A 25,232-nucleotide genomic window follows, 5' to 3' on the forward strand; every position below is an offset into this window, starting at 1 on the left:
CCATGATGTCAATAATTATTAAACTTGAATTAGATTTGGTTTATTAAATTTTAACAAAATAGCGTTGGGCATATCCAGGTAGAGACGGTCCGTCTCGACTGAAGTCGACGCCCAGTCCAAGAGGAAGATGATGGCCTTTCTGAAGAATTGTTGGTATCTGGCAGCCTGGGATCATGAAATACAAGCGTCAGCGATCCTGGCTCGGAAAATTCTTGATCAGCCGATCGCGTTCTACAGGGATGAGGCAGGGGCTGTCGTTGCACTACACGATCGCTGTCCCCATCGCTTCGCGCCTCTTAGCAAGGGCAAGCTGGAGGGAGGCGCAGTGCATTGCGGCTATCACGGGCTGGGCTTTGCCAGTACAGGTAAGTGCATCGTCAACCCACATGGCCCCATCGGCAACAACTTGTCCGTGCCATCGTATCCCACCAAGGAGAAGTACAGAGGTATCTGGATCTGGATGGGAGATCCCGTGCTTGCCGAGGGTACCGAGCCTCCCTGTCTGCCTTTCTTCGAGGACATCGTTGACTCTGCATATAGCAATGGATATCTCCGAGGCGAAGCGCATTACATGTTGTTTGTCGACAATGTTCTCGACCTGACGCATACCGACTACCTGCATCCGGACACGCTCGGCGGAGGCTCCTACACACGCACGCGAGCCACAGTCACCGAGCATGACAAGGGTATGTCGCTGCACTGGCATTGCTGGAACGAGGTGCCCCAGCCGATTCAGCGGATGAATGGGTTGACCGCGGAGCGTGTCGACTCGTGGACCGAGATCGAATGGAGTGCGCCAAGCATTATGACGATCCGGAACGGCGCGGTCCCTGCGGGGACCCCCGTCGATGAGGGAAAAAGCTTTCTAGTGGCTCATATCATGACGCCGGAAACGGAGGCGTCGACGCATTACTTCTTCGCGGCGACACGTGATTTCGCTCGCGACGATGCAGAGGTGAACTCAAAGATCGCGGCCAACCGGGCAAAGATATTTTCTTTGGAAGATCTACCCATGATCGAGGCACAGCAAGCGCGCATGAAGGGGCAGGAGTTCTGGTCACTCAAGCCGGCGCTGTTGCGAAGCGATGAAGGGGCTGTGCGGGTGAGACGCAGGCTTGACGAGATGATCCGCATGGAGGCGGAAGCAGCAGCTCGATAGGCGAATGACGGATATGACAACGGGGGAAAACAAGGTGGGTTCGTTCAAGGCTTTTGCACTCGGATTTGTGATGCTCGCAGGTGTAGATATGTGGGGCGGCAGCGTGCTTGCCGTGGAACCGACCAAACCCATTCGAATCGTTGTTCCTTTTGCGCCGGGAGGAAGTATAGACACGATTCCTCGTCTGATCGGAGAGCGTCTGTCGCCATTGCTTGGTGTACCGGTGATCGTGGAGAACAGACCGGGGGCGGGCGGTAATATTGGCGCGGAGCTCGTTTACCGCGCGCCGCCAGATGGCTCGACGTTCCTTGCCACGCCGATGCCTCTATTGGCGGTGAATCCTCACTTGTATTCGTCGCTGAGATTCGAACCGCTGAAGTTCGAACCCGTTACGGTGGTGACCAGGTATCCCATTGTTCTTCTTGCCCGGCAGTCGCTCGGCGTGTCGGATATCGGCGAACTGCTCGACTTCGCCCGAAAGAACCCGGGCAAACTTTCGTATGCTTCTCAGGGCGATGGGGCCGTTGGGCACGTCGTGTTCGAGAAGTTCCAGCACGATGCGAAGATCCAGGCCGTTCATGTTCCCTACAAAGGGAACGGTCCGGCTTTGAGCGACCTCATGGCAGGGCATGTCGACCTGATGTTCTCTGATCTGATCGCCGGTATGCCCGCCATCCAGAGCGGAAGGGTCAAGATGCTGGCTGTGGCCGGCGAGACCAGACTCACCGCTTACCCCAACGTTCAGACCATCGCGGAGACCTTGCCGGGATTCGTGACAACCTCTTGGATAGGTATCGTTGCGCCGCCTAAAACACCGGAGGCGATCACTGAACGAGTCGCGACCGCGCTCAAAGCTGTTCTGGGAGACCCGGCAATCACCAGCTATCTGGAAAAGCTGTATGCGGCGCCCGCAGGTGAAGGACGGCAGGCCATGCGAGTTGAACTTGACTCTGCCTCACGCGTTTGGGCCGATGTCGTGCGTCGGGCAAATATCAGGCTCGAGTGAGCGGCAGTCGGGAACATGATTGCAATGGTTGTAGGTAGCAAGTTGGCATGTCGGGAGATGATGTTGAGTCGCAGCAAGAATGTGGGAATAGTGGGTGCGGGAATTGGTGGGCTGACCGCGGCAATAGCCCTGCGCCAATTCGGGCACGACGTAACGGTTTTCGAGCAGGCAAAGAAGCCGTCGGAGATTGGCGCCGGCATCATCGTCGGGCCGAATGCGGTGAAAGTCCTTCGGGCGCTAGACCTAGGTAGCGAACTTGATCGCATCGCGGTCGAGCCCGGCAAGCATAGACTGCGAAACTGGAAGACTGGTCGCATCATGTTCGATCAACCTATGGGTGAATCCTTCCGTGAGAGGTTCGGAGCAGGTTATCTCCAAGTACATAGGGCAGACCTCATCGAGATCCTGGTTCGCAAACTTCCGGCCGATCGAGTATGTCTCAGTTCGCGCGCGGCATCCGTTCGCCAAGACAGCAGCGCTGCGGCTTTAGTGCTCGAGAATGGCAAGGAGCTGGAGTTCGACATGCTCGTCGGCGCTGACGGGATCAAGTCCGCGGTTCGCTCGAGCTTGTTCGGATTGGAGTCACCTCGCTTCACAGGCAACGTATGCTGGCGGGGCACGGTGCCGAGTGAAGACGTACCCCAAGGGGTGTTCTCTTCTGATATCCACGTCTGGGTGGGGCCAGGCGGTCACGTGGTGAACTACTATATTCGCGGCGGGAAGCTGATGAACTTCATCGCGATCCATCAAGCCGACGATTGGAGCGCAGAGTCTTGGTCATTCGATGCCGATCGCGAGGAGCTGGCGCGGCGTTACGCGGACTGGCATCCCGCGCTCGCCGCCATGTTCGAGCGTGCCACAGCATGTTCCAAATGGGCGCTCTTCGACCGTGATCCTATGTCTCGCTGGAGTGAGGGGCGCGTAACGCTGCTGGGCGATGCCGCGCACCCCATGCTGCCTTATCTTGCTCAAGGCGCGGCGATGGCAATGGAGGACGGCATCGTTCTGGCCAAGCTGATCACTCGCGAGGTCGATATCGTGCCAGCCCTCCAACGTTACGAGAAGATCAGATTGCCCAGGACGACGAGAACCCAGTTGGGCGCTCGAGCTCGGGCGAAGCAGAATCACATGACGTCGCCTGTTGCGCGGCTGATGCGGGACATCGGGCTCGGCTTGAGACGCACGTTTCGCCCGTCATCCACTTCGTACAACGTCGAGTGGTTGTACGAATATGATGCGGCGCTTGCTGTTGATTGAGTGCGCCTTTTAATCCAGAGCGTCGTCTCGTCGGTTTGGGAGTTGCCGCAGATTCTGAGGGTCTGATGGCGCATGTCGTGAAAGGCCAGATGACAGCATAGACGATCAACCCCGGCGCAAACGCTGTAGCGGCGTATGACCTGCCGCGCGACTTACACAACAACTGTCTCTCTGTAATTTGCCATGTCAAATTTCTCCAAAGAACGTCGCGCCGCGCTTTTGGCTGGCCTTTGTGCACTATCAGCGGTCCCCTCGGTGCGTGCGGCACAGAATGTGTGGCCCACCAAGCCACTGCGCATCATCGTTGGCTTTCCCGCCGGCTCTGCGCCCGACATGCAAGCCCGTCTGATTGCAGATCCGTTGGCGCGCATTCTTGGCCAACCCGTAGTCATCGAGAATAAACCGGGAGCCAGCGGCAACATAGGCGCCGATATGACTGCGAAAGCCCGGGATGGGCACACCATTGGCGTGATAGGAAACGGGCCGCTAACCAGCTCGCAGTTCTTGTATGACAGGTTGCCGTACAACCCACGTAGAGATCTCGCGCCGGTAGGGACAATTGGTCTGGCTCCTCTTGTGTGGGTGGCCTCTGCCCAAAGCGCTTCGCCTCGGGAATTTATCCAGTGGGCTCGCGAAAGACAAGATCGTACTACATACGGCTCCATTGGCTCAGGATCGGGCAGCCATCTCGGAATGGAAGTCGTCAACGACGCGCTCGGTCTAAAGGCAAGACACATTCCTTATAACGGCGGACCCCCGGTAGTCAATGCGCTGCTCGGTTCCCAGGTGGACATGGCGCTATTGCCGGGGTCAAGTGTGCTTCCCCTCATCAGGCAGGGGAAGTTGTACGCGATAGGCGTGACGTCGGCTGAACGCTCGCCATCGGCGCCGGAACTCCTGTCGATGCGAGAGCTGGGTGCGCCTCTCGTAAACGTCGAGGTATGGAACGCGATTATGGCTCCCGCAACTCTGCCACCCGCTCATCAAGAGCAGTTGGCGGCGGCGCTTGCGAAAGTTTTGGGCACGGAGGTCGTGATGCAGAAATTATCCGAGTTCGGTTGGCAAGTCGGCAGCGCGAAGCCACAGGAGTTGGCCCAACGGATTGACAGCGATACGGTGCTCTATGGCGAGTTGATCCAGCGCTTAGGGGTCAAGCTCGACTAGAACGTTGTCGGAAGGCTGCCATATGGCAGCGCTGACGTGGGCTCGATCATGCAATTCAAATGAGGGAAAGCCTTAAGCTGGAAGCGATGCCACTTAGCGGAAGTCATCGCGCGCGCAAAGTTGCCGAATGCGTGGCACCAGTGCGCGTCCGTTGCTCTCATCGAGAGCAGTGCATTACTGCAGCTTGACGCCAGTGGTCTTGATTACGTCAGCCCAGCGGGTCACCTCTTCATCGATGAACCTCTTGGCCTCTGAGCCGTTGACCATCATTGACTCAGCACCCTGCGAAAGTAGGCGTTGTTTGAATTCGTTTGGAACACTATCGTATGCCCCGGTACGCACACCAAATGATTCGACCCGTGGCACGAGGAGCGGTTTGATCTCAACAGACTTGATTCTCATTACTTTCCTAAGCGAAAGATGGTTGTAACTCGTCCGTGACGAGCCTAGCGAGCCTCCTGCGATCCAAAACAATTTCATCCTCACTACTTGGATCCAAGTAGTGAGGATCACATGTTGGTTGTCAGTAGGTTGCGTCCCTGTGTTAAGTATGCTGCCGTTGGGGCAGCACCCATCATTAAGTTCGCTCTACTGTTGAGTAGGCCGCCGAGCAAGCGTCTCAAGCTCACTCCTCATATGGATCAACTACGGTCCCAGCGTCATTGATAAGGCGGCCTCTTGCCTATTTCAACATCCACCGTCGAGGTACTCGAGCGTGGTGTGGAGATGCTTGCACACATGTGAAATTCCGCAAACAAACTCCAGTTTCTTGCCCATGTGTGAAGTTCTCCACTTAGTTCTTCAAGAGCATCACCCGGTTCTCTAGACTTCGTCGAATCAATTGCCGCGACGACGGTGCGCTACGAGGGTCACTATGCTGAGTATCAAAGACAACGAAGAACTTACCCGCGTCGGCCCGGGTACGTTGATGGGGGATCTGTTTCGACGGTTCTGGCTGCCGGCCTTGCTGTCTCGTGAGCTTCCTGAGAGCGACGGAGTGCCGGTTCGACTCCGCATCCTGGGGGAGGACCTTATTGCGTTCCGCAACTCCAGTGGAAGCGTTGGAATTATCGGGGCTTACTGTTCGCACAGGCGTGCGCCGTTGTTCTTCGGAAGAAATGAAGAGGAGGGGATACGGTGTCCTTACCACGGCTGGAAGTTCGGCGTTGATGGCAAGTGCATGGAGGCGCCGAACGCAGGCGAACGCGATGGAGAAGGACTGCGTTCGCGTTTGAGTATTTCCGGGTATCCGACGCGGGAGCAAGGCGGTTTGGTGTGGGTCTACATGGGCCCCCCGGAGAGCACACCGGACATGCCAAGTTTCGAATGGTTGGGCCTGCCTTCAGAGCACGTGCATGTATCCCGGTGGTTGCAGCGCTCCAATTTCATGCAAGGCGTGGAAGGGGAAATCGATTCCTCTCACATTAGCTTCTTGCATAAGGAGTACGCGGACGTCGGCAACAACAAGAGCGTGCGTATCGCAAGCGCTGACGGTGCCCCGCACGTTGCGATCAAGGAGACGCCGTATGGTTTTATGAGCGGCGCGCGGCGTAGTCTCGACAACCGTCACTACTGGCGAGTCACGCACTGGTTGCTTCCAACATACAGCGCGGTACCGAGGTCGACCGGTACTAACTTTACCGTGGGTGGGGGGCGGATTTGGGTTCCTGTTGACGACGACAATGTTACGACATTCGCGGTCTCGTATCGGGTGGATGCATCTCTCAGCAGTCGAGAGTTGGGGCTCATTGAAAGTGGAAAGGGCTTTCCTCCCAGGGCCACGCGAACTACTGTGACTTTGGCTGGGGGGCAGCGGATCGATACGTTCTTGCCTGACGCCAATATCGACAATGACTACCTCGTCGACCGAAATCACCAGAAGTTCATGAACTTCACTGGTATCTGGGGGGCGAATGAACAAGACCGCTCACTTCAGGAATCCATGCAGCGCGGTGCGCTGGGGCAAACCGTGGACAGGTCTATCGAACATCTTGTTGCGGCCGACGCGGCGATTGTCGCTGCCCGCAGACGGCTACTCAAGGTTGCTCGGGATCTGAGGGCGGAATCCATTAGTCCTGTTCCCCCTGGTGATACGTATGCGGTAAGAGCACTCAGCGAGTTCTCTGAATACGACGACTTTAATTCTTTCGTCTCGCAGTTCGGACAAGTCATGCGCGCTCCTGTGCACAATGGCGGCAACCAATGAGCGACCCCAAAACGGTTCCCCCGCTACGGGTAGGTGTCATCGGCTTGGGCATTGCTGGTGCCGCGATGGTGCCCGCACTTTGCGATCACCCCCGGGCAGTGCTGGCGGGAGCTGCAGACGTCAATGCAGAGCTACGGCGGCGCTTCACGTCTGATAAAGGATTGCCAGCGGTCGACAACGCTCTGGATCTGATAGGACGGGACGAAGTCGACGCCGTCTACATCGCGACGCCGCATCAGTTCCACCTCGAGCACGCGGTCGAGGCGGCCCGTCGCGGGAAACACATCATCGTCGAGAAGCCGATGGCACTCTCGTTGGATGATTGCGACGTCATGGAGCAGGAAGCACGCCGCAACAATGTCGTGATGATCGTGGGCCATACCCATGGCTTCGATCTTCCGGTTTTGCGAATGCGGCAAGCGACGACTTCCGGAGAATACGGACGGCTGTCGATGCTTTCAATGTGGAACTACACCAACTTCCTTTACCGTCCTCGAAGAGAGGAGGAACTGGATACGAGCAAAGGCGGGGGAGTGCTGTTCAATCAATTGCCGCATCAGGTCGATGTGGCCAGAACTATCGCTGACTCTCCGGTACGAAGCGTACGCGCATCGACGGCGATCCTTGATCCTCGCAGACCAACAGAAGGTAGCTATACGGTCTTCATCGACTTTGAGTCGGGTGTCACGGCAAGCCTGGTCTATAGCGGTTACGACCACTTTGATAGCGATGAGTTGCATCAGTGGATCAGCTCGAGCGGAAAGCCCAAGAAGCCTCAGCATGGCAAGGCGCGAAAAGCTTGGGAAGGACTGGCCGACGCGAAAGATGAGCTTGAACTGCGGCAACGCGAGTATGGCTATGGAGGCGCCTTCCTGGCGGGAGAGTCGCGGTATCAGCCCCATTTCGGTCTGATGGTCGTGAGTTGTCAGAACGCCGACCTCAAAATTGCGCCCGATGGCATCGCGGTTTACTCGGATGAGGGGATGACGACCTTGCCGCTGGTTGGAGGGCAGGATGGTCGAACGAATGTCATCGATGAGCTGTGTGCCGCCGTTCTCGATGATGTCAGGCCGTTGCACGACGGTGCCTTTGCTCGAGAGACGCTGAGAGTCTGCCTCGCAGTTCATGAGTCGGCGCGCCAGCGCCGGGAGATCTCCATCGCCGATCTGCAGCGCCGACATGTCAGTCAATAACCTCAATCATCCCTCAGGGAAATCGGCAGCCATGAACCGAATCATCGTCTGTATCTTTGCAATGATAGCTGTCCCGGGGGCTTGCTTGGCGCAGGCCTGGCCAGATCGCAGTGTGCGCATCATCGTCCCTTACAGCGCCGGTTCGGTGGTGGACAGCCTCGCCCGCGTGCTGTTCAACAAGGTCGGAGAAAACACAGGCCAAACTTTCATTGTCGATAACCGACCCGGTGCGAGCGCGATGCTTGGAACCGGTGTTGTTGCCCGGGCCAAGCCAGACGGAAGCACGCTGGTCTTTGCAGCAGCGGGCCCGCTGAACGTGAACGCGCTTCTCTTCAAGAAGATGCCCTATGACCCATTTCAAGATTTGACCCCGGTGTGTAGCGTGGCACAAGGTCAATTGGTGCTGCTGGTTAGCGAGTCGGTGAAAGCCAAGAACATGAAGGAGCTGCTCGCGGAAGTCCGAGCCAATGGAGCCAAGATGGCGTATGGCTCATCTGGGATCGGCACCCAGGCTCATCTGGCGATGGCCGACATAACGAGGGATACGGAAATCGTACACATCCCGTTCAGTGGATCGCCTCAGACAGTGTCCGGACTCATCAGTAACAACATTCAAATGGCGCTGCTTCCGATTGAAATGGCAGCGGCGGCCAGTCGAGCCCACGGCCTTCGCGCTATCGCTACCTTGGGAGCAAATCGCGGCAGCTGGATGCCAGACATCCCAACTTTCAAGGAAGCTGGCGTGAATCTAAGTGCCAATGGCTGGATGGGAGTGGCCGCGCCTGGAAAAACGCCGTCCGCGGTGGTGGAACAGATCTACAAGCATATTGCCGTCGCACTGAAGGACCAGCGGGTAATCGACGGTTTTCGCCAGATCGGCTACGACGTCCTGGTACGCAACCCGACTGAGTTCCGGGACTTTCTGCTCGCCGACTATCGGGAGTGGGAGCCGCTGATCAAGAGAAACAACATCGCACTGCAGTAGACAATCGCGCCAACCCATCTCTGGCGTGTTGCGTACTGCCGGAATTCATGAAGCGTAGAAAGGAGACGAGTGTGAATAAGACGATCGCCTGTTTGGCCGCAGTACTAATTCTGCCCGGTCCGCTGTTCGCTCAGGCGTGGCCCGAGAGAGCAGTTCGAGTTGTCGTTCCGTACAGTGCCGGCTCGACGCCCGATGGCCTCGCCCGGACGCTCTTCAGCAAGGTCAGCGAGAACACGGGGCAGACTTTCATTGTCGACAATCGTCCGGGTGCTAGTGCCATGGTGGGTACGAACATGGTGGCGAAGGCTAAACCCGATGGTCATACGTTGGTGTTCGCGTCGTCGGGGCCGATGGATGTCAATACGCTCCTCTTCAAGGAGATGCCCTATGACCCATTCAATGATTTGAAGCCGATTACGCTGGCTGCGCATGGACACACGGTGCTGGTGGTCAGCAATTCGGTCAAGGCTCAAGATGCCAAAGGCTTGCTGCAAGAGGTCGCCGCCAACGGCTCAAAGTATGCATATGGGACATCGGGTGTCGGTAGCGGGCAGCATCTGTCTCTGGCCGATTTATTCTCACGCGGTGGGGCCGACGTCGTGCACGTACCCTTCGGGGGCATCCCCCAAGTCGTCGCCGCACTGATCAGCGACAACATTCAAATCGCGGCGCTTCCAGTCCAGACAGCCGTCACGATGATCCAGGCGCACCGCTTGAGGGCAATCGCAGCTTTCGGCTCGGAGCGCGCCATCCAATTGCCCGATCTTCCCACTCTGAAAGAGCAGGGCGTCGATTTCAGCACCATTGGATGGATGGGCGTTGCGACAACGGCAAGAACGCCGCCCGCTGTCGCCAATGCCATTCACGCCCAGATTGCGAAGGCACTTCAGGACTCTGAAGTCGGCAATGGATTCAGGAAGCAGGGTTTCGAACCGGCCATACAGAGCCAGGATGAATTTCGGAAATTCATGTTGGGCGAGGTTGAGCGGTGGAGGCCGGTCATCAAGCGCAACAGCATCATGCTGCAGTAGCGCTGAAGCTCACTGTGCAATCTGTCTCATTATCTCAAATCAGGATCGAACATGTACAAAGGCAAGCTGGTCATTGACGCGCATGGGCATATCTCGACGCCACCCCATTTTCGCGCGTTTGCCATGAACCTCATGTCATTGCGTACCACGAAGTACGACTTGGCGATTCCGGAAGCTGCCATGGCGGCAGCTCAGGAACGCCACTTGAGCATGATGGACGAAAGAAATATCGATGTGCAGTTGCTGTCACCCCGGCCCGTGGCAATGATGCATTGGGAGCGTCCCTTTGTTGTGGAGAAGTGGACCAAAACAACCAATGACCTTATTGCTTCGCAGTGCAGGCTGCATCCGAAGCGGTTCGTAGGTATCGCACAACTGCCGCAGAATGCCCACCAGCCGGTGACTGCGGCTCTTCCGGAACTCGAGCGTTGTATCAAGGACCTCGGCTTCGTTGGTGCCATCGTTAATCCGGATCCCGGCGGCGATCGCACCACGCCAGGGATGGACAACGAGTACTGGTTTCCTTTGTATGAGAAGGCCGAGGAGCTCGATGCAACCTTGGTTGTGCATCCGTCCCTGACACGCGATCCGCGCGTTGAGCGCATCCCGCACTCTTACCAGTACAACAACCTCACCGAGGAAGCACTCGCGGTACAGTTGCTCGAATACAGCGATGTGTTCCAGCGACACCCGAAGCTGCGTGTCGTTGTATGCCACTGCGGCGGTGCGTTACGTCGGATGCTGGATCATGGCGGTCCCATGAACGCCCTGGCTGCGGAACATGGCGAGGACAGCCTTGTACGTCCCAGCGGTCAACAGGCGGGAGGCCAGGTGGGACAGAGCTTCGGACGGGTAGAGGATGCGAAGCCCGATCTCAGCAAGAATCTGTTCTTCGATACGTGTGCCTACGATCCATACTTCTTGGGTACCGCAATCAGACAGCGTGGCGCGAATCGGATGGTGTTCGGCACAGAGGTGCCAGGCTCAGGCTCCGGCGTTCTCAATCCGGAAACGGGTAAACCCAGCGATGATGTGCTCGCAATGCTCGATCACTTCGACTTCCTCAATGATGACGATCGGGTGAAGATGGTGCACGACAACGTTCGCCGGGCCTTCCCGCTTCTTGAGCGCGTGTTCTTCTAGCATCGATGACATCATGGCAGAAATCGTACTTGGCATCGCCAGTTCCCACGGCCCCATGCTATCAACGCCGCCGGAAAAATGGGGGCAGAGAGTGGAGGCCGACAAGGCGGAACTCCACCACGCGTACCGGGGCAGTACCTACTCTTTCGATGGGCTCTCCCGATTGAGGCGTTCGGAGGGGCTGGAAGAGCAGATCCGCCCCGAGGTCTGGCAGTCGCGACACAGCGCCTGCCAAGCTGCCATTGCCAATCTGGCCGAGGTTTTCCATCGAGCGAATCCCGATATCGCGATCATCGTTGGCAATGACCAGATGGAGCTATTTACCGACGCGAATATTCCGGCGTTCGCAATGTACTGGGGCGAAACCATACTGAACCACGAACCGAAGCGCGATCCAAGCAAGCCCAGGGCGCCTGGGCTGGACGTGGCAATGCGCGGTCGAATCCCGGAAGGTGGTGCCGAGTATCCGGGGCATGGTGAACTCGCAAGGCATTTGATTCTGTCAGCGATGAGAGACGGGTTCGATGTGGCTGCTCTGAAGGAGTTTCCGCAGTTGACTCAGACAGTGCCTCATGCCTACGGATTCGTTTACCGGCAGATCATGCGCGACAACGTTGTGCCCTCGGTGCCTGTGTTCACCAATACGTTTTATCCGCCCAATCAGCCCACCGCTCAGCGCTGCAGCGAGCTCGGCTACTCTCTGGCTCGAGCCATCGAGTCATGGCCTGGCGACGAACGCGTCGCACTGATCGCCTCAGGCGGCCTGAGCCATTTCGTGATTGATGAAGAGATCGATCGGCTTGTGATCGAGAGCATCAAGGACGGCGATCTGTCATCCCTGCAAGCGTTGCCAGAGACTCACTTCCAGTCCGGTACTTCCGAGATCAAGAACTGGATACCTGTTATGGCTGCCATGTCTCAACAGGGCCTCCGAGGCAAGCTGGTCGACTATGTCCCGTGCTATCGCTCCGAAGCTGGAACAGGAAACGCAATGGGCTTTGCATACTGGAGCAAGGAAGCCTGACGTAGGGAGAGCGCGAACGCTGCAGCGCTATTCCTCGGTCCTTTCGACGGGTGCTGCTGCGCAGTCCTGCTACAACCGCGCGAGCGCCGACTTGGGTCATCTGACGAATCCTTTAATCAGAAGCAATCATGAACAGTTCTGCGCGAACGACCGTTGTCGTTCACGCCATTCGCCTAGAGGCGGAAGGCATCGTCAGTGTTGAATTACGAGCCGTCCTTGGCGAATCCCTACCGCGGTTCTCGGCTGGTGCGCATCTTGATCTCCACCTACCCAATGACATGGTCCGCAGCTACTCGTTGTGCAGTAGCCCTGCAGACCGCAGCCGATATGTCGTTGGGGTGATGAATGACCGCAAGAGTCGGGGCGGATCGCGCTACATCCACGAGCACCTGCGCGTGGGATCCAGAATCGATATTTCGGGTCCGCGCAACCATTTCGAGCTGGACGAGGGGGCCAAAAGTTCAGTGCTGGTGGCAGGTGGAATTGGCGTTACGCCCATCCTTTGCATGTTCGATAGGCTCCGCGACATCGGCAGACCGGTTGAACTGATCTACTGCGCGAGATCCAGGAGGGTCGCCGCCTTCGTGACTGAGCTTTCCATGTCCGACTCACCCGTTACTCTGCACTTCGATGATGAGACGGGGCATGCTGCCAGACTGCCTGAACTGTTGAAAGGTCGGGACAGTGACGCACATTACTACTGCTGCGGCCCTGCGCCGATGTTGGAGGCCTTCGAGGCAGCTTGCCGAGATCTCGGCTACGCGAACGTTCACATCGAGCGGTTCGCCGCCGCAGACGAGGTCGAGTCGAGTCAGAAGAGTGGGTACGACGTTCACCTGAAGCAGTCTGGGAGAACTTTGAATGTCTTTCCTGGCATCGTACTTCTCGACGCGTTGCTGGATGTCGGCATCGATCTTCCCTACAGCTGCCGGGAAGGCATATGCGGTGCATGTGAGGTGAAGGTTCTGGAGGGCACTCCCGATCATCGCGACTTCATACTGAGTGAGCGAGAGCGAACCGATGGCAAGGTCATGATGCCGTGCGTCTCAGGGTGCAGGGGAGCCGCTCTGACGTTGGACCTCTGAGAGCACCAATTATTTTCTCTGTATATGCAAGCGGTCCAAAATGAATTGACCCCTGTCCCCGGCAGACAAGATGATGAATCGGCGTATCAACTGCGCACAATGCGTGGCAAAAAGTTTATCTGATGAGCTCGGCACAATCGCGAGTTCGCTTGGATGACGACTCTATAAATCACTTGCTTGGGGGTAGGTATGGTTCGATGTGCTGTCGTGGCTGTGCTGGCAGGGTTCGCTTGTAGCGCCGGCGCTCAAAGCGTCACGTTGTACGGAATGGTCGATGCGGGCGTCATCATCGACAAACTTGATGGAGCACCGACTCGCGCGGGTGTCGACAGCGGTTTGTATGCTCCGTCCCGCTTTGGTATGCGGGGGGTAGAAAGCCTGGGCGGCGCCACGAGCGCGTTCTTCACCCTGGAGAATGGCTTCTCCACCGACTCAGGTATGGCAGGGAATGGCGGCCGCCTGTTTGGGCGCGAAGCTCATGTCGGATTGCGCAATCCGGGTTGGGGGGCTATATGGCTGGGCAGGACAACCAATCTGGGGCAGAAATGGACACCGACGATCGTCAGCCCGTTCGGTCTCAGTTTCATCCTTAGCGGTGTCTACTCAACCTTCGCGTTTGACGAAGCGCCATTCGGTAGTGGCAGGGTCGATAACTCTGTCTACTACGAGACGCCGGCCATGAAAGGTTTGCAGTTCAGCGGCGGATATAGCTTTTCCGTCAACGGTAGCGAGGTGCCAGGTGCAGCAAACAATGTGCGCTCGCTGGACTTGGCCGCTAGATATACATCCGGGAGTCTCAGCGCTGTGGCCAATTATCTCCATAGCAAACAAGGGAGCGGTGGGGCCAGAGACCCGAAGTCGATCATAGTTGGCGCTTCCTATGACTTTGGCCTGTTGCGATTGCATGGTGGATACAATCGCATTCAAGATGCGGTAACCCAGCCGAGTGGGAGTGCGATCGGGAATACTGGATGGCTAACAGCAGCGCGCAATGACGACAACGCTTACTCGATGGGAGTGTCGGCGCCAGTTGGGAAGGGACGCGTGATGGCCGGTGTACAGTGGCTCACATCTGCGGACGTGAGGATAGCCGCTGTTGGCTATACCTACAGCCTCTCAAAGAGAACGATGCTTTATTCGTTCTTTGCTCACAACAAGACGCAGAATTTCACGGTATCCAAAGACGAAAAGCGGCAGCAGCTGGCTCTCGGAGTCTGGCATTCCTTCTGAAGGGGCGGAAGCGTCGAGCCATTATGGGAGAAATATGTAGGTAGTTTTCCCACGTGGAATTGCGCAACTAGAGTGCCGTGGCGTAGTCGCGAAACTTCACTTGCGAGCGTAGGCGGCTTCGCCACGGTGTAATCAGGACTCACGGACGCTGCATGCTGCAATTGGCAACCGGTCGCCCGTTTGTGAAGGAGCAATCATGATCGCGCGCACCGCAGACCGGGCCCTGTTGATATTCGAAACCTTCGCGGAGCGACTCGAACCTCTGACGTTGTCCGAGCTTTCGCGTGCGGTCCAGATGCCAATTTCCACCACGGCAAAGCTGATCAAGACGTTAATAGCAAGGGGTTATCTCTACGAGGTCAACTGTCGAAAGGCTTATTACCCAACCTCCAGGTGGCTGCAAAAGGCGAAGCTGATTTCCTCGGCAGACAGAACCGTCGAGCGATTTCAGCCATTCTTGCAGGAGCTTCGCGATGAGACAGGAGAGACGGCGTTGCTTGCCAAACGTTTGGGCGTGCAAATCATCTATCTCGGTATTTCCGAGAGCGCCAAGGATATCCGCTACAGCGGGCAAGTCGGCGATATCAAGGAATTCTGGCGTACGGCTAGCGGGCCGGCAATGCTCGCCGCGATGCCTCTGGTTGCGCGATTGGAGACCATTGCTCGCCTGAACGAGCGGCAAAAGATGCTTGCCTCCGCGAGCGACGGATCCATTCTTGCTTCGGTAAACGAAGGGCTGACGAGGAAATGGTGGCTGAGGCGGGGGGAGGGAGCGTCCGACGTCATGTCTATCTCCTCGACTATCGAGATGGATGACCCCCTCGCATTTGTTGTGGTGGGGCCTGTATCACGTATTGAGCCCCGTTTGAACGAAATGGTGAAGACTCTTCTGCGGGTATGCGCGGGGGCCGATCGGATGTTCTAGCACTGCCTGGCCGGCGGAGCCGTCAGTCAAGCCACTAGGCATCTTTGTCGCGATGCCAACGTTGGTCAGAAGTCGTAGATTTCAAGCGTACGTTCTCCCTCTCGTAAGCGAGCCATCACATTCGCCTCTTTGATCTCTCGGGCTAGAGAGTCGTCGATCACCTGCCTGGCGGATACCCGAGGGATCGCTACGACCCCGTCTGCGTCGCCAACGATCAGGTCGCCAGCTTCAATGACAATGTCGCCCATCATCAGGGGATAATTAATCCAACCCCTTGCCCCAATATCTTTACCGGTACCCCTCATGCACAGCCCGCGTGCAGCAACAGGAAAGCTCGAGGTTGCCAAAGTGGCACCATCGCGTACGCAACCATCAATCACCAACCCGCCTAAGCCGCGAGCTGTCGCGGCGCAAGACATGATCTCACCCCAATAGCCGTAATCGAAGCCGTAGCTGACATGAACGACAAGAATGTCTCCAGGCTTCGCAACGTAGAGCGCCCTGTGCAACCACAGGTTGTCGCCGCTCGGCGAGTGGACGGTCAAGGCCGGGCCGCAGATTTTCATACCTGTTGCCACTGGCTTTATCTCAGGAGGGAGCACGCCAATGCGTCCAGCCGCTTCATGAAGGGTAGATGCCGGCAACCCTCGAGCTGCCTCGATCAGTACAGTGTCGACACGTTGTATGTCGTTCTTTATCGTTGGCCCGGAAGGGCGGGCGAGTTCTGCATGGAATGCGTATGTATTCATTACTTCTCCCGGGTTTGCAGCGAGTGGTAGCGGTACTGCGCGCGCGCCTCTCGTAGACTCATTCCGTTTCGAACTGCCGTACGGATAGCGTCTTCGGATTCCTGGATCGATTCTGCCGCCTCCAGGACTGCTTCTTCATGCTCACGTGCTATGACAACAACCCCATCGGCATCGCCCCGAATCAAGTCGCCCGGACAAACGCGGACGTTGCCAATGTTGACGGGTACGCCTGTCGCCTCGACTTGCACCCGATCCTTACCTGTACGCATCCAACTATCCCGGCTGTAAACGGGGTAGCCGAGTTCGAGGCAGAGCGAGACATCGCGGTTGACGCCATCGATAACCGTGCCGGCGACACCCCGACGCGAGGCGACTTCCGTCAGAATGTCGCCCCACACTGTTGCATCGGAACGACCGCCGTTGTCGAGAACGACCACGCTACCGGGCTCGATATCGTCGATGTAGTCACCGACTGTGCCTGCGGGCGAGGCCGCGGGTCCGTAAAGCAGAGTCCAGGCGCGGCCAGTGATCCGGAACGCCGTTGATCGCGGTTTGATGCCTTGGCACTGTCCGTTCAAACCCAGGCGATCAAGTGCATCGCTGAGCGTCGCGGTGTCTAGGCGTTCGGCGCGAACCACATTCTGATCAGTCATCTTTCTCCCTCCAATTTCTAGCGCAACATATGTTCATAATCCGCACCCATCACCTGCCCGATAGGTTGGCTCGACAACAAGGACTTGGTCATCGCGGCTTCGCGCCCTGCGATCATCTCGGCAGCGTCGAGTACGGGCGCGATTTGTCCCGCAGGAATGAACGCTACCCCGCTGGCGTCAGCGACGACGTAATCCCCGGGGGCTACCGTGACTTCATCGATGCAGATAGGCTGGTTGGTATATGCCTCAACGACGCGGCTACGCGCAGTTCTGGCCGTTGATCCGCGTGCGAAGACGGGAAAATCGTAAGCGCGCGCCTCGTCAAGGTCACGCACTAGGCCATCAGAAATAACGCCGGCAATGCCACGTAGCTTTGCCCCCAGCGTGAGAATTCCTCCCCAGCTGCCTGCGGTGATCCCGGTTCGCTGCTCAACGACGATCACATCGCCGGAAGAGGCGGCTTCTATGGCAGTCGCACCGAGGTGTTTCGGTGTTGCTGATGCTTCGCGCTGATCAGCCGCTGCGACCAATTTCACGGTCACCACCCGGCCAGCAATGCGCTTGTCGGTTGCCAAGCGGCCGAGGCTGCTTACGCTGGCCGGTAGACCTAGTTTGTCGAGTGCATCGGAAACGGCACAACAGTCCAGTCGTCCCAGCCTCAAGAGGTAGTCATCGTCTCCAAGTTCTTTTGGCACAGCATTCCTCTCCAATAGTCACCACGATCGGTTTCGGTTCGCAACCCGTTGGAGCCAATACTAGGGAATGAACAACATTTTAAAAAGCGATATTTTTCGATAAGATTCTATCTACTTATAGAATGTATTGCGGGCTCTGAATGACGTTCAAACAGTTGGAAGCGATTTACTGGATCGTTCAACTCGGCGGGTTTGCCGCCGCCGCGCGGAAACTGAACACCACCCAGTCGGCAGTTTCCAAAAGGGTGCAGGAGCTCGAGATGGAGTACGGCGCTGAGTTGTTCGATCGCGCTCAGCGGACCGCCCGTCTTACCGGTCGAGGCGAAGACATGTATACGCTTGCGAAAGAGATGCTGGCGCGTAGAGACAGCGCCATCGAGCAGTTCACCTATCCCGAGACTATTAGGCGCCGCGTTCGGATCGGCGTCACCGAGCTCAGTGCGATGACGTGGCTCCCTCGTTGGGTGAGGCTCGTCCAGCTGCACTATCCCAAAGTCACACTCGAGCCCGTCGTCGATCTCAGTATTGTCTTGAGGGATAAGTTGATGGCGGACGAAATCGACTTCGCAGTGGTCTCAGATGTGTTAGCCGACAGGAGATTCGCCTATCAACCTGTGGGCGTAGTAGAGAATGCGTGGATGTGCAAGAGGGGACTTGCGCCAACGAAGCAGCCGATCGCCATGCAGGAGCTAGCGACTTACACACTCCTCATCCAGGGAAACAAGTCCGGGACAGGGTTGGTCTATGAGCGTTGGTTCAAGTCCTTGGCCCTTGTGCCAAGCGACGTGATCGTTAGCGACAGCGTAATCGCCCTGATGGGGATGACGGTCTCCGGGCTCGGCATCAGCTACTTGCCACGCCGGTGCTTTGCTCAATGGATCGAAGAGGGCGCTCTTGACGTTCTCAGAACGAAGCCGTCCCCCCCGCCAATACGGTACGTAGCGATGCGTCGGGTTTCGAACCGGAGCGCATTGACGGCATCGCTCATGGAGCTAACGCGACAGACATGTGACTTCTCGCGCATTTTTCAGGTGGATCGGTAGGTGAATGGCATGGACCGGGTTCAGCGTGCGTCCAACCTGCCTGCTTTCGCTCTCAACCGTCCAGCTCCGACCGTACTCAGCGGTCAAGCACCAGTGTTGGCGTATTGTGTGCCACCTGGGGGGGGCGCCTGTCACTAAAACGTGCGCTTGACCTCGGTGTTCTGCAACGCTTTGTCCTCTATTTGAATCGTTGAGTGTATCAAGCCGAAACTTGTTCTCAACGCATCGCGCGCTGCAGCGAGCGTCGTCTGCGCGGACGCCATGTCTGCGACTACGAGATGACCGCTCATCGCATCAGCACCAGATGTGATCGTCCAAACGTGGAGATCGTGTATTGCGATCACCCCTGGAATATCGAGCAGCGCCTTTTCAAGCAATGTCATGTCAATTTCCGGTGGTGTGCCCTCCATGAGAATGTGGGTCGCCTGCTTCAGCAAAATCCATGTGCGCGGAACAATTAGTAGTCCTATACCTGCCCCGATAATCGGATCTGCAAGCTGCCAGCCGGTTATAACCACTACGAGTGCTGCAACAATTACGCCGAGGGAACCAAGCATGTCTGCAAGCACCTCGAAGTAAGCACCTTTGACGTTAAGGCTCTCCGCGGAGCCCGTGGACAGTAACTTCATACTGATCAGGTTCACGCTTAAGCCCACAACAGCAACGACTAACATCGGCCATCCCACCACATCCGGTGGGTCTAGAAATCGCTGGTAGGCTTCATAGACAATATAAATCGTCAGAAGCAACAGAACCACGGCGTTGATCAACGCTGACAGTACTTCCGTACGTACATAGCCGAACGTGTTTCGCGGTGTCCTTGGTCGCTGCGAAAAGCGAATCGCGATTAAAGCCAGCGCTAAGCCGCCTGCGTCCGTCATCATGTGCGCTGCGTCTGCTAGCAGTGCGAGGCTATTTGTCCACAAACCGCCAACAATTTCCACTGCCATGAAGGTTGTTGTTAGCAATAGAGCGACGGATAGGCGGCTTTTGTGTCGACCCGCTGCGGTTAGAGTTACTTCGTTCTGTGAACTGCTTGCGGGCACATCGACCTCTTTCATTCTCTTGTCCCGTAGCCTTTATCTATCAATGGAATGCGCGCGCGTCTTAGCCTCGGCTTGGTCAGAATGTAGGCTGCCAAGTAGACCGACAAATAAAGGTTGTCACCTGGCTTGTGAACCAGTAAAAGCAACCGCCTTGCCACAAGACGAACAGAACTTGGAGTGGGCTGCAATAGGTGCGTTGCACTCTGGACACGTTGCTTCGAGCAGTCCAAAGCGCTGGCCGCAATTGGCGCAAAAGTGGCTGGTGGACGCGTTGTCGGAGCGGCAGTTAGGGCAAACTAACAAGCGCTGAACCGCGGTTGGTGTTGAGTGATCGGTCTCATACCCATGCCCACGCGAGTTTTTTTTATGGTGTCCCTCATACTCGCCAGTCCGGCGGCCAAGAAGACGGTCGAGAAAATGGGATCCCATGTAATCTCCTAACGCGAAATCAGCGGTTTGTTATAGGTAATAGAGGTTACGCCAATGCTGGCGAATTATTACTGAGAAGATTTAGCAACACCCTACGTTCTGATCAAATTTTTACTTTCGCACAGAACTATCTTAGTCTTAAAATTGCCTTGGCAGAGGGACGTAACGTCATTTGTGAAATACTAATGGTCAGGCTCACGCCGTTAGTTGGTGCATCTTTTTAAGTAATGCTACACCGGTTGTTGTCAATGTTCTGTCAATTTTCTATCAATATGGTGGATGGATTTCCATGATGAGATTTGCGGCGCTGGACTGGATGGAAGTGGCTTCGCATCTAATCGACTTAGCGATCGCATACGCTTTGGCGCTGCCTATTGGATGGGATCGCGAAGGCCAAGAGCGAAGTGCTGGCTTAAGGACGTTTCCGCTGGTTGCGATCGCCGCCTGTGGCTTCGTACTGATCGCTATCCGGGTGTTGGGTGAAACCTCGATCGGACAAGCTCGTATCCTCGAAGGGTTGATTACCGGCGTGGGATTTATCGGCGGTGGCGCAATTCTCAAACGGGGATTTCATGCTTCCGGCACTGCGACGGCAGCAAGCTTATGGGCGACTGGAGCGCTAGGAGGCGCTGTTGGCTACGGTTTGTACGATATTGCGGTCGTGCTGAGCGTAGTGACTTTTGCAACTTTACGTTCTCTCTCTCAATTTAAGCAGATGGTAAGAGCTCAAAAATAGTAAAAAGTGGCCGCTAATGAACCGCTATGACGGGATCAAGAGTGCCTTCGTGGTGTGAGGTTTCCAGCGAATGCGAGGGCGCCGACGTCGTGTTCTCGATGGTTGATTAGCTTCTCACTTGTGTCTGGTTGACACTATTCACGGTCAACGCAATTTACCCCTTCCGAGCCTCATTCTAAGTTGGGCCGCTGGGCGCACCGGCGCTGATTTCGAAGTTGAACGCCTGCGTGCAATCCGGCAGTCCGCGTGCGGGTCGATGCGAGTCGATGGTGGGAGCGCGAGGGGGCTGTTAACGCTTGATTGGGCGGGCGCTGTCGATCGACTCTGAGGCGTCTACCGAGCCAACTGTTTCCACCATTGAGAATGCCGAGGCCTGTGTCCGTTATCCGATAAACGTGCACGGGGGGGGCGCGATGAAGCGCCGAGTCAGCGGATGCGGATCAAGTATGAGCGATATAACCGGGCCGTCGCGCGTAGCGGTTATTTTCACGATAATTTTTCTAATTCGTGCTTGGCGACCGAACTTCCGGTAAAGCACCGTCTTTCAATGCAAGGTTTTCAGGGGCCGGTTTGTTGTTTGCTGATCTCCAAGTCTCTGTCAGTTGGAGTAGGATGCGAGCCTGGTTATCAACGAGGCCGGCACGGCCATAGGCGCGAAGTCCTCTTGTGCTTAGAGAGTTCTGATTTGAATTTAATAATTCGATGGCCGCAATGTGATACGCAATTTCACGTAATACTATGAGTATCGGAGCCATAGCGGGTAGCGGAAGGTCTTTAGTAAGAAATATGCGGAACGTCTCTTGAATATCGCGCAGACGTTCTATATGAATTGGATGTTGCCCCTCGGAAATCTTTTTTGCATAGCTTTTCATTGAAGCGGCTGCTCCCGCTGTGGCGTCAGCGCACACTTGCAGTAGCTCATGTTGAAGTTGGCGACGGCTTTCCGCCATCGCATTCGTATTTGTTTGAACCTGATGTTGGATGCTAATCCAAGCCACTCCTACAGCACCGACCGTCACGATCATATGTACCCAAGCGGCCCATTCAACGGAATCGTTCACAGGCCAGCCATGGATGAGTAGAGTCATAAGAGGTGCGACTATTACTAAACCGACTATAGTAGGAAGCAACGTATACATGATTCTCACGGAGATCGGATGACCCACTAATAGGCATTTATGCGGTAGCTTTAATCAACGTAGCCACCTTCCGCCATCGAAGCTGATGCGCCGTAGCCGACAATGACGTGATCAAGTAGGCGAACGTCGAGAATTTCTAATCCTTCAGAAAGCTTGCGCGTTAACGCTATACCTGCGTGGCTCGGTCTTAGCTTGCCTGAGGGGTGATTGTGAGCCACTACGACGTTTGTTGCTCTACTGCTCAATACAGATTCTAATAGGTGGCGCGGATAGACCGCTTCCTGGTTCACCGTACCTTCTGACAGTACGACCCACCCTAGCAGCCGTGGTCGAGTGTCAAGCAAGACGGCTAGAAATACTTCGTTGGCTAGTCATGCGAGCTTGGCCTGCGAAACGTCCGACAAGCGTCGGCGAATCCATTGTTGCTCCCTTTGGTCGGAGCGACAAGATGGCAGTGCGCGATGCGGCTACGATCTCATTGGCTGTCGCTAAGCGTAATCCACTCGCCTCTGATACGAATAGTTGATCAGTTCTGTCGGCGAGATTGTGTTTTTCATCCATGATTGACAAGCTCGTGCAGATGGGATGACCTTAGCCAGTCCATCTGCTTTGATATGGTGATCGGGAAATGGCTGCTGCCGGAATGGCGCGGCCGGGAAACGAAGACTTGAAGCTAGGGAAGCGGTTCGTGCAAAGGCTTATGCACCGGCGAAGCTAGACCAGGCTTCCATCAGTTCCGCACGCTTCTGAAGAAGGTCCCCCCGCGCGTAGGCCGCTTCAGTTTTATTGCGCAATGTGTGGGCCAACGCAGCTTCCGCTAGTTCGCGCGGGAATGATGTGGTCTCACCAACCCAATCCCGAAAGGTCGATCTAAAGCCATGTGCTGTGAGGTCGTCTCGGCCCATCCGTTTCAGCAACTGTAGAAGTGCCATGTTCGAAAGGGGCTTTCCAGCTTTGCCACCCTCAAAAACGAAAGCAGTGGTTGAGATCGTCTTCTGTTTTTCGAGTAAGGTCAGAGCCGCTAGTGAAAGAGGTACTCGATGTTCTTGGCCTGCCTTCATCCGCAAAGCTGGAATCGTCCAAGTTTTGGACTCGAAGTCAACCTCGTCCCAGGTCGCTTCGATCGTCTCGGAGGTTCTCGTTGCAGTCAGAATCAGTAGTTCCAGGGCGCGTGCTGCGTTGCCGTTAAGTTCCCGCAGCTTCTTCATGAAGGAGGTCAGCTCCTGGTAGGGTAGAGCTGGATGGTGTTCGACCTTCTGGACTTTGGACCGCTTGGGTAGCAGATGATCAAGATGGCCTTTCCAGCGTGCGGGGTTCTCGCCTTGTCTATATCCGCGAACCGCAGCCCAGTCGAGCACGGCTTCAATCCGACCCCGAAGCCGGCTAGCGGTTTCGGTCTTGGTTGCCCAAATTGGCTCTACCGCCTTCATCACCAGAGTCGTGTCGATTTTTGAAGCGGGCAGCTTTCCAAATACAGGCGAGGCATACGTGTTCAACGTACTTTGCCATTGAGCCGCATGCTTTTCGCTCTTCCAGGCTCTCTCGTGCGTAGCGATGTAGGCAGTTGCACACTCGTCAAAAGTTTTGCTGTGGAGTTCAAGAAGTTGCTCGGTATGCTTGGCAGCGCTTTTCGACTCGAGAGGATCTTCGCCTGCGAGCAATTGCCTGCGGCACTCCAGGGCTTTGGTTCTCGCTTCCGCCAGTGACACGAGATGGGTAGGCCCAAGGCCCATACCGCGCGCCTTGCCTTTTTTCATATAACGAAATAGCCACGACTTAACTCCGGCAGCGGTGACCTGTAGATACAGGCCATTGCCGTCGCTGTACAAGCCGGGCTTCGACTGCCTGGTCACTCCCAGGCTGTTCAGTCGATTTGTGGTGCGTGTCATGTTCACTCCAACTATCAAAACAACTATCAAATTGATGCTTGCTTTGACAGGATTGCTGTGGATCAGCAGGGAATGAAAATATTATAACATATTGAATTTATTGGGTATTTTTGTTTTTCTGGAACGTGGTGGAATTTAGTTCGAATGACACCCTGTCCGCCAAGGACACCGCAATGGTTAGCGCCCGTTGCCCAAAAAGCCGCTTCTCCCCAGGGAAAGCGGCTTTTTCTTTGCCCGCCGTCGCCTGGCGTGAGCCAAAGTGTTGCGCCTGAATGAGAAGCCCGGTGATGCTTGGTTCGTCAGATCGATCGCTGATTCACGCGCTTCGATAGTTCCTCCGCACTCTCTTTCCGTTCGCTGTATCGATCCACCAGGTAGTCCCGAACACCGCGTGTGAGCAGCGTGAACTTCATCAGTTCCTCCATGACATCCACCACGCGGTCGTAGTAGCTCGACGGCTGCATGCGTCCTGCCTCGTCGAACTCCAGGAAGGCCTTGGGCACCGAAGACTGGTTGGGAATCGTGAGCATCCGCATCCAGCGCCCCAGGAGCCGCATCTGGTTGACGGCATTGAACGATTGCGAGCCGCCCGATACCTCCATGACCGCCAGCGTTTTGCCCTGTGTAGGACGGACGGCGCCGAGGGATAGAGGGATCCAATCGATTTGGGCCTTCATGATGCCGGTCATCGCGCCGTGGCGCTCCGGCGAGACCCAGACCATGCCGTCGGCCCATTGGACGAGATCGCGCAGCTCTTGGACCTTGGCGTCGGAGTCCGGTACGCTGTCCGGAAGGGGAAGTCCGACAGGGTTGAAAATCCGGGTCTCTCCGCCCAGGGCCTGGAGGAGCCGGCCGGCTTCTTGAGCCAGAAGCCGGCTGTATGACCGTTGACGAACGGAGCCATATAGCACCAGGAATCTGGGCGGTTGCCCTGACCGCGACGAGGGGAACTGAAACTGGCCCAGCTCCGGACGAGTGAAAAGCGTTTCGTCAATATTCGGCAAGTCTGGCCAACGTTCAGACACGACGGCCCTCCGCATCCACGACGACCTGGCCGTCTTCCTTCGTGTACGCCCCTTGCTGTGGACGAGGCAGGATGTCCAGCACTGCTTCGGACGGCCGGCACAGGCGGGTGCCGAGCGGCGTCACCACGAAAGGCCGGTTCATCAGGATCGGATGCTTACCGATGAAGTCGAGCAACTGTTCGTCGGTCCACTTTGGGTCGTCCAGGCCCAGCTCGTCGTAGGGTGTGCCCTTGACGCGCAACGCCTCCCGGACTGTCAGTTCCGCGTCGGAGATCAGCCGAGCGAGCGTTTCGCGCGACGGTGGTTCGTTCAGGTATTCGATAACGGTGGGTTCTTCGCCGCTGTTGCGGATCATGGCGAGCGTGTTGCGCGACGTGCCGCAAGCCGGGTTGTGATAGATGGTGACGTTGCTCATGGGAG

General features: G+C 56.4%; 25 protein-coding genes and 1 pseudogene. 15 read left to right on the forward strand and 11 right to left on the reverse strand.

Going from position 1 to position 25,232, the window contains the following annotated elements; all coding sequences use genetic code 11:
* The first annotated feature begins 127 nt into the window (after positions 1–127).
* From EV675_RS13265 to EV675_RS13280, 4 genes are all read left to right on the forward strand, one after another.
* On the forward strand, positions 128–1,159 hold the full coding sequence (locus EV675_RS13265) for an aromatic ring-hydroxylating oxygenase subunit alpha (RefSeq protein WP_130357677.1): 1,032 nt from the start codon (positions 128–130) through the stop codon (positions 1,157–1,159).
* Positions 1,160–1,163: 4 nt separating this feature from the next.
* On the forward strand, positions 1,164–2,165 hold the full coding sequence (locus EV675_RS13270; protein WP_130357678.1) for a Bug family tripartite tricarboxylate transporter substrate binding protein: 1,002 nt from the start codon (positions 1,164–1,166) through the stop codon (positions 2,163–2,165).
* A 63-nt stretch (positions 2,166–2,228) separates the two neighbouring features.
* Positions 2,229–3,422, forward strand: coding sequence for an FAD-dependent monooxygenase (locus EV675_RS13275; protein ID WP_165404576.1), 1,194 nt, complete (start codon positions 2,229–2,231; stop codon positions 3,420–3,422).
* A gap of 183 nt (positions 3,423–3,605) precedes the next feature.
* Positions 3,606–4,586, forward strand: a complete 981-nt coding sequence (locus EV675_RS13280; RefSeq protein ID WP_130357680.1) for a Bug family tripartite tricarboxylate transporter substrate binding protein — start codon at positions 3,606–3,608, stop codon at positions 4,584–4,586.
* Between the two features lie 174 nt (positions 4,587–4,760).
* Here EV675_RS13280 and EV675_RS13285 read toward each other — a convergent pair whose 3' ends face one another.
* A complete protein-coding gene (locus EV675_RS13285; RefSeq protein WP_130357681.1) occupies positions 4,761–4,988 on the reverse strand; it encodes a hypothetical protein in 228 nt (75 codons plus the stop codon).
* Between the two features lie 472 nt (positions 4,989–5,460).
* On the opposite strand from EV675_RS13285, the gene EV675_RS13290 reads away from it, so the two are divergent.
* The 9 genes from EV675_RS13290 to EV675_RS13330 all read left to right on the forward strand — a co-directional run bounded on the left by EV675_RS13290 (position 5,461) and on the right by EV675_RS13330 (position 15,408).
* A complete protein-coding gene (locus EV675_RS13290) occupies positions 5,461–6,792 on the forward strand; it encodes a Rieske 2Fe-2S domain-containing protein (RefSeq protein ID WP_130357682.1) in 1,332 nt (443 codons plus the stop codon).
* A complete protein-coding gene (locus tag EV675_RS13295) occupies positions 6,789–7,985 on the forward strand; it encodes a Gfo/Idh/MocA family protein (RefSeq protein WP_130357683.1) in 1,197 nt (398 codons plus the stop codon). The genes EV675_RS13290 and EV675_RS13295 overlap by 4 nt, the downstream gene beginning before the upstream one ends.
* Positions 7,986–8,016: 31 nt before the next feature.
* Entirely contained in the window at positions 8,017–8,970 is a 954-nt protein-coding gene (locus EV675_RS13300) for a Bug family tripartite tricarboxylate transporter substrate binding protein (RefSeq protein ID WP_165404577.1), read from the forward strand.
* Positions 8,971–9,041: 71 nt separating this feature from the next.
* Positions 9,042–10,001 (forward strand): Bug family tripartite tricarboxylate transporter substrate binding protein, encoded by a 960-nt coding sequence (locus EV675_RS13305; protein ID WP_165404578.1) that lies wholly within the window; start codon positions 9,042–9,044, stop codon positions 9,999–10,001.
* Between the two features lie 51 nt (positions 10,002–10,052).
* Positions 10,053–11,144 (forward strand): amidohydrolase family protein, encoded by a 1,092-nt coding sequence (locus EV675_RS13310; RefSeq protein WP_130357686.1) that lies wholly within the window; start codon positions 10,053–10,055, stop codon positions 11,142–11,144.
* 13 nt (positions 11,145–11,157) lie between these two features.
* Positions 11,158–12,168, forward strand: a complete 1,011-nt coding sequence (locus tag EV675_RS13315; RefSeq protein WP_130357687.1) for a DODA-type extradiol aromatic ring-opening family dioxygenase — start codon at positions 11,158–11,160, stop codon at positions 12,166–12,168.
* Positions 12,169–12,296: 128 nt separating this feature from the next.
* Entirely contained in the window at positions 12,297–13,253 is a 957-nt protein-coding gene (locus EV675_RS13320) for a PDR/VanB family oxidoreductase (RefSeq protein ID WP_130357688.1), read from the forward strand.
* A gap of 207 nt (positions 13,254–13,460) precedes the next feature.
* Positions 13,461–14,483 carry a porin gene (locus EV675_RS13325; protein WP_165404579.1) on the forward strand — a complete coding sequence of 341 codons (1,023 nt, stop codon included), beginning with the start codon at positions 13,461–13,463 and terminating at the stop codon, positions 14,481–14,483.
* A gap of 196 nt (positions 14,484–14,679) precedes the next feature.
* Positions 14,680–15,408 carry an IclR family transcriptional regulator gene (locus tag EV675_RS13330; protein WP_130357690.1) on the forward strand — a complete coding sequence of 243 codons (729 nt, stop codon included), beginning with the start codon at positions 14,680–14,682 and terminating at the stop codon, positions 15,406–15,408.
* Positions 15,409–15,473: 65 nt separating this feature from the next.
* Here EV675_RS13330 and EV675_RS13335 read toward each other — a convergent pair whose 3' ends face one another.
* From EV675_RS13335 to EV675_RS13345, 3 genes are read right to left on the reverse strand one after another with little or no spacing between them, the layout of a single operon-like run.
* Entirely contained in the window at positions 15,474–16,157 is a 684-nt protein-coding gene (locus EV675_RS13335; protein ID WP_130357691.1) for a 4-carboxy-4-hydroxy-2-oxoadipate aldolase/oxaloacetate decarboxylase, read from the reverse strand.
* Positions 16,157–16,810 (reverse strand): RraA family protein, encoded by a 654-nt coding sequence (locus EV675_RS13340; protein WP_130357692.1) that lies wholly within the window; start codon positions 16,808–16,810, stop codon positions 16,157–16,159. The genes EV675_RS13335 and EV675_RS13340 overlap by 1 nt, the downstream gene beginning before the upstream one ends.
* 17 nt (positions 16,811–16,827) lie before the next feature.
* The gene (locus EV675_RS13345) at positions 16,828–17,505 is read right to left on the reverse strand and encodes an RraA family protein (protein WP_130357693.1); all 678 of its coding nucleotides are present in this window, start codon (positions 17,503–17,505) and stop codon (positions 16,828–16,830) included.
* 140 nt (positions 17,506–17,645) lie between these two features.
* Here EV675_RS13345 and EV675_RS13350 point away from each other — a divergent pair, with 140 nt between their 5' ends.
* The gene (locus EV675_RS13350; RefSeq protein WP_130357694.1) at positions 17,646–18,548 is read left to right on the forward strand and encodes a LysR family transcriptional regulator; all 903 of its coding nucleotides are present in this window, start codon (positions 17,646–17,648) and stop codon (positions 18,546–18,548) included.
* Between the two features lie 134 nt (positions 18,549–18,682).
* Here EV675_RS13350 and EV675_RS13355 read toward each other — a convergent pair whose 3' ends face one another.
* Positions 18,683–19,609 (reverse strand): cation diffusion facilitator family transporter, encoded by a 927-nt coding sequence (locus tag EV675_RS13355; protein ID WP_130357695.1) that lies wholly within the window; start codon positions 19,607–19,609, stop codon positions 18,683–18,685.
* A gap of 102 nt (positions 19,610–19,711) precedes the next feature.
* On the reverse strand, positions 19,712–20,023 hold the full coding sequence (locus tag EV675_RS30285; protein WP_130357696.1) for a zinc-ribbon domain-containing protein: 312 nt from the start codon (positions 20,021–20,023) through the stop codon (positions 19,712–19,714).
* Positions 20,024–20,312: 289 nt separating this feature from the next.
* On the opposite strand from EV675_RS30285, the gene EV675_RS13365 reads away from it, so the two are divergent.
* Positions 20,313–20,759, forward strand: coding sequence for an MgtC/SapB family protein (locus tag EV675_RS13365; protein ID WP_207221951.1), 447 nt, complete (start codon positions 20,313–20,315; stop codon positions 20,757–20,759).
* A gap of 500 nt (positions 20,760–21,259) precedes the next feature.
* Here EV675_RS13365 and EV675_RS13370 read toward each other — a convergent pair whose 3' ends face one another.
* The 5 genes and pseudogenes from EV675_RS13370 to arsC all read right to left on the reverse strand — a co-directional run bounded on the left by EV675_RS13370 (position 21,260) and on the right by arsC (position 25,227).
* Positions 21,260–21,898 carry a hypothetical protein gene (locus tag EV675_RS13370; protein ID WP_130357697.1) on the reverse strand — a complete coding sequence of 213 codons (639 nt, stop codon included), beginning with the start codon at positions 21,896–21,898 and terminating at the stop codon, positions 21,260–21,262.
* Positions 21,899–21,948: 50 nt separating this feature from the next.
* Positions 21,949–22,251 (reverse strand): annotated as a pseudogene (locus tag EV675_RS30290) (JAB domain-containing protein); the annotation flags it as partial.
* A gap of 345 nt (positions 22,252–22,596) precedes the next feature.
* Positions 22,597–23,787, reverse strand: a complete 1,191-nt coding sequence (locus EV675_RS13380) for a tyrosine-type recombinase/integrase (RefSeq protein ID WP_130357699.1) — start codon at positions 23,785–23,787, stop codon at positions 22,597–22,599.
* A 299-nt stretch (positions 23,788–24,086) separates the two neighbouring features.
* Complete coding sequence (gene arsH, locus EV675_RS13385) at positions 24,087–24,827, reverse strand: arsenical resistance protein ArsH (protein WP_165404580.1); 741 nt, start codon at positions 24,825–24,827, stop codon at positions 24,087–24,089.
* Positions 24,805–25,227: an arsenate reductase (glutaredoxin) gene (gene arsC, locus EV675_RS13390; protein ID WP_130357701.1), complete on the reverse strand. Its 423-nt coding sequence runs from the start codon at positions 25,225–25,227 to the stop codon at positions 24,805–24,807. The genes arsH and arsC overlap by 23 nt, the downstream gene beginning before the upstream one ends.
* Positions 25,228–25,232: the final 5 nt, after the last annotated feature.

The sequence above is a fragment of the Pigmentiphaga kullae genome, from assembly GCF_004216695.1.
GTDB lineage: Bacteria > Pseudomonadota > Gammaproteobacteria > Burkholderiales > Burkholderiaceae_B > Pigmentiphaga > Pigmentiphaga kullae.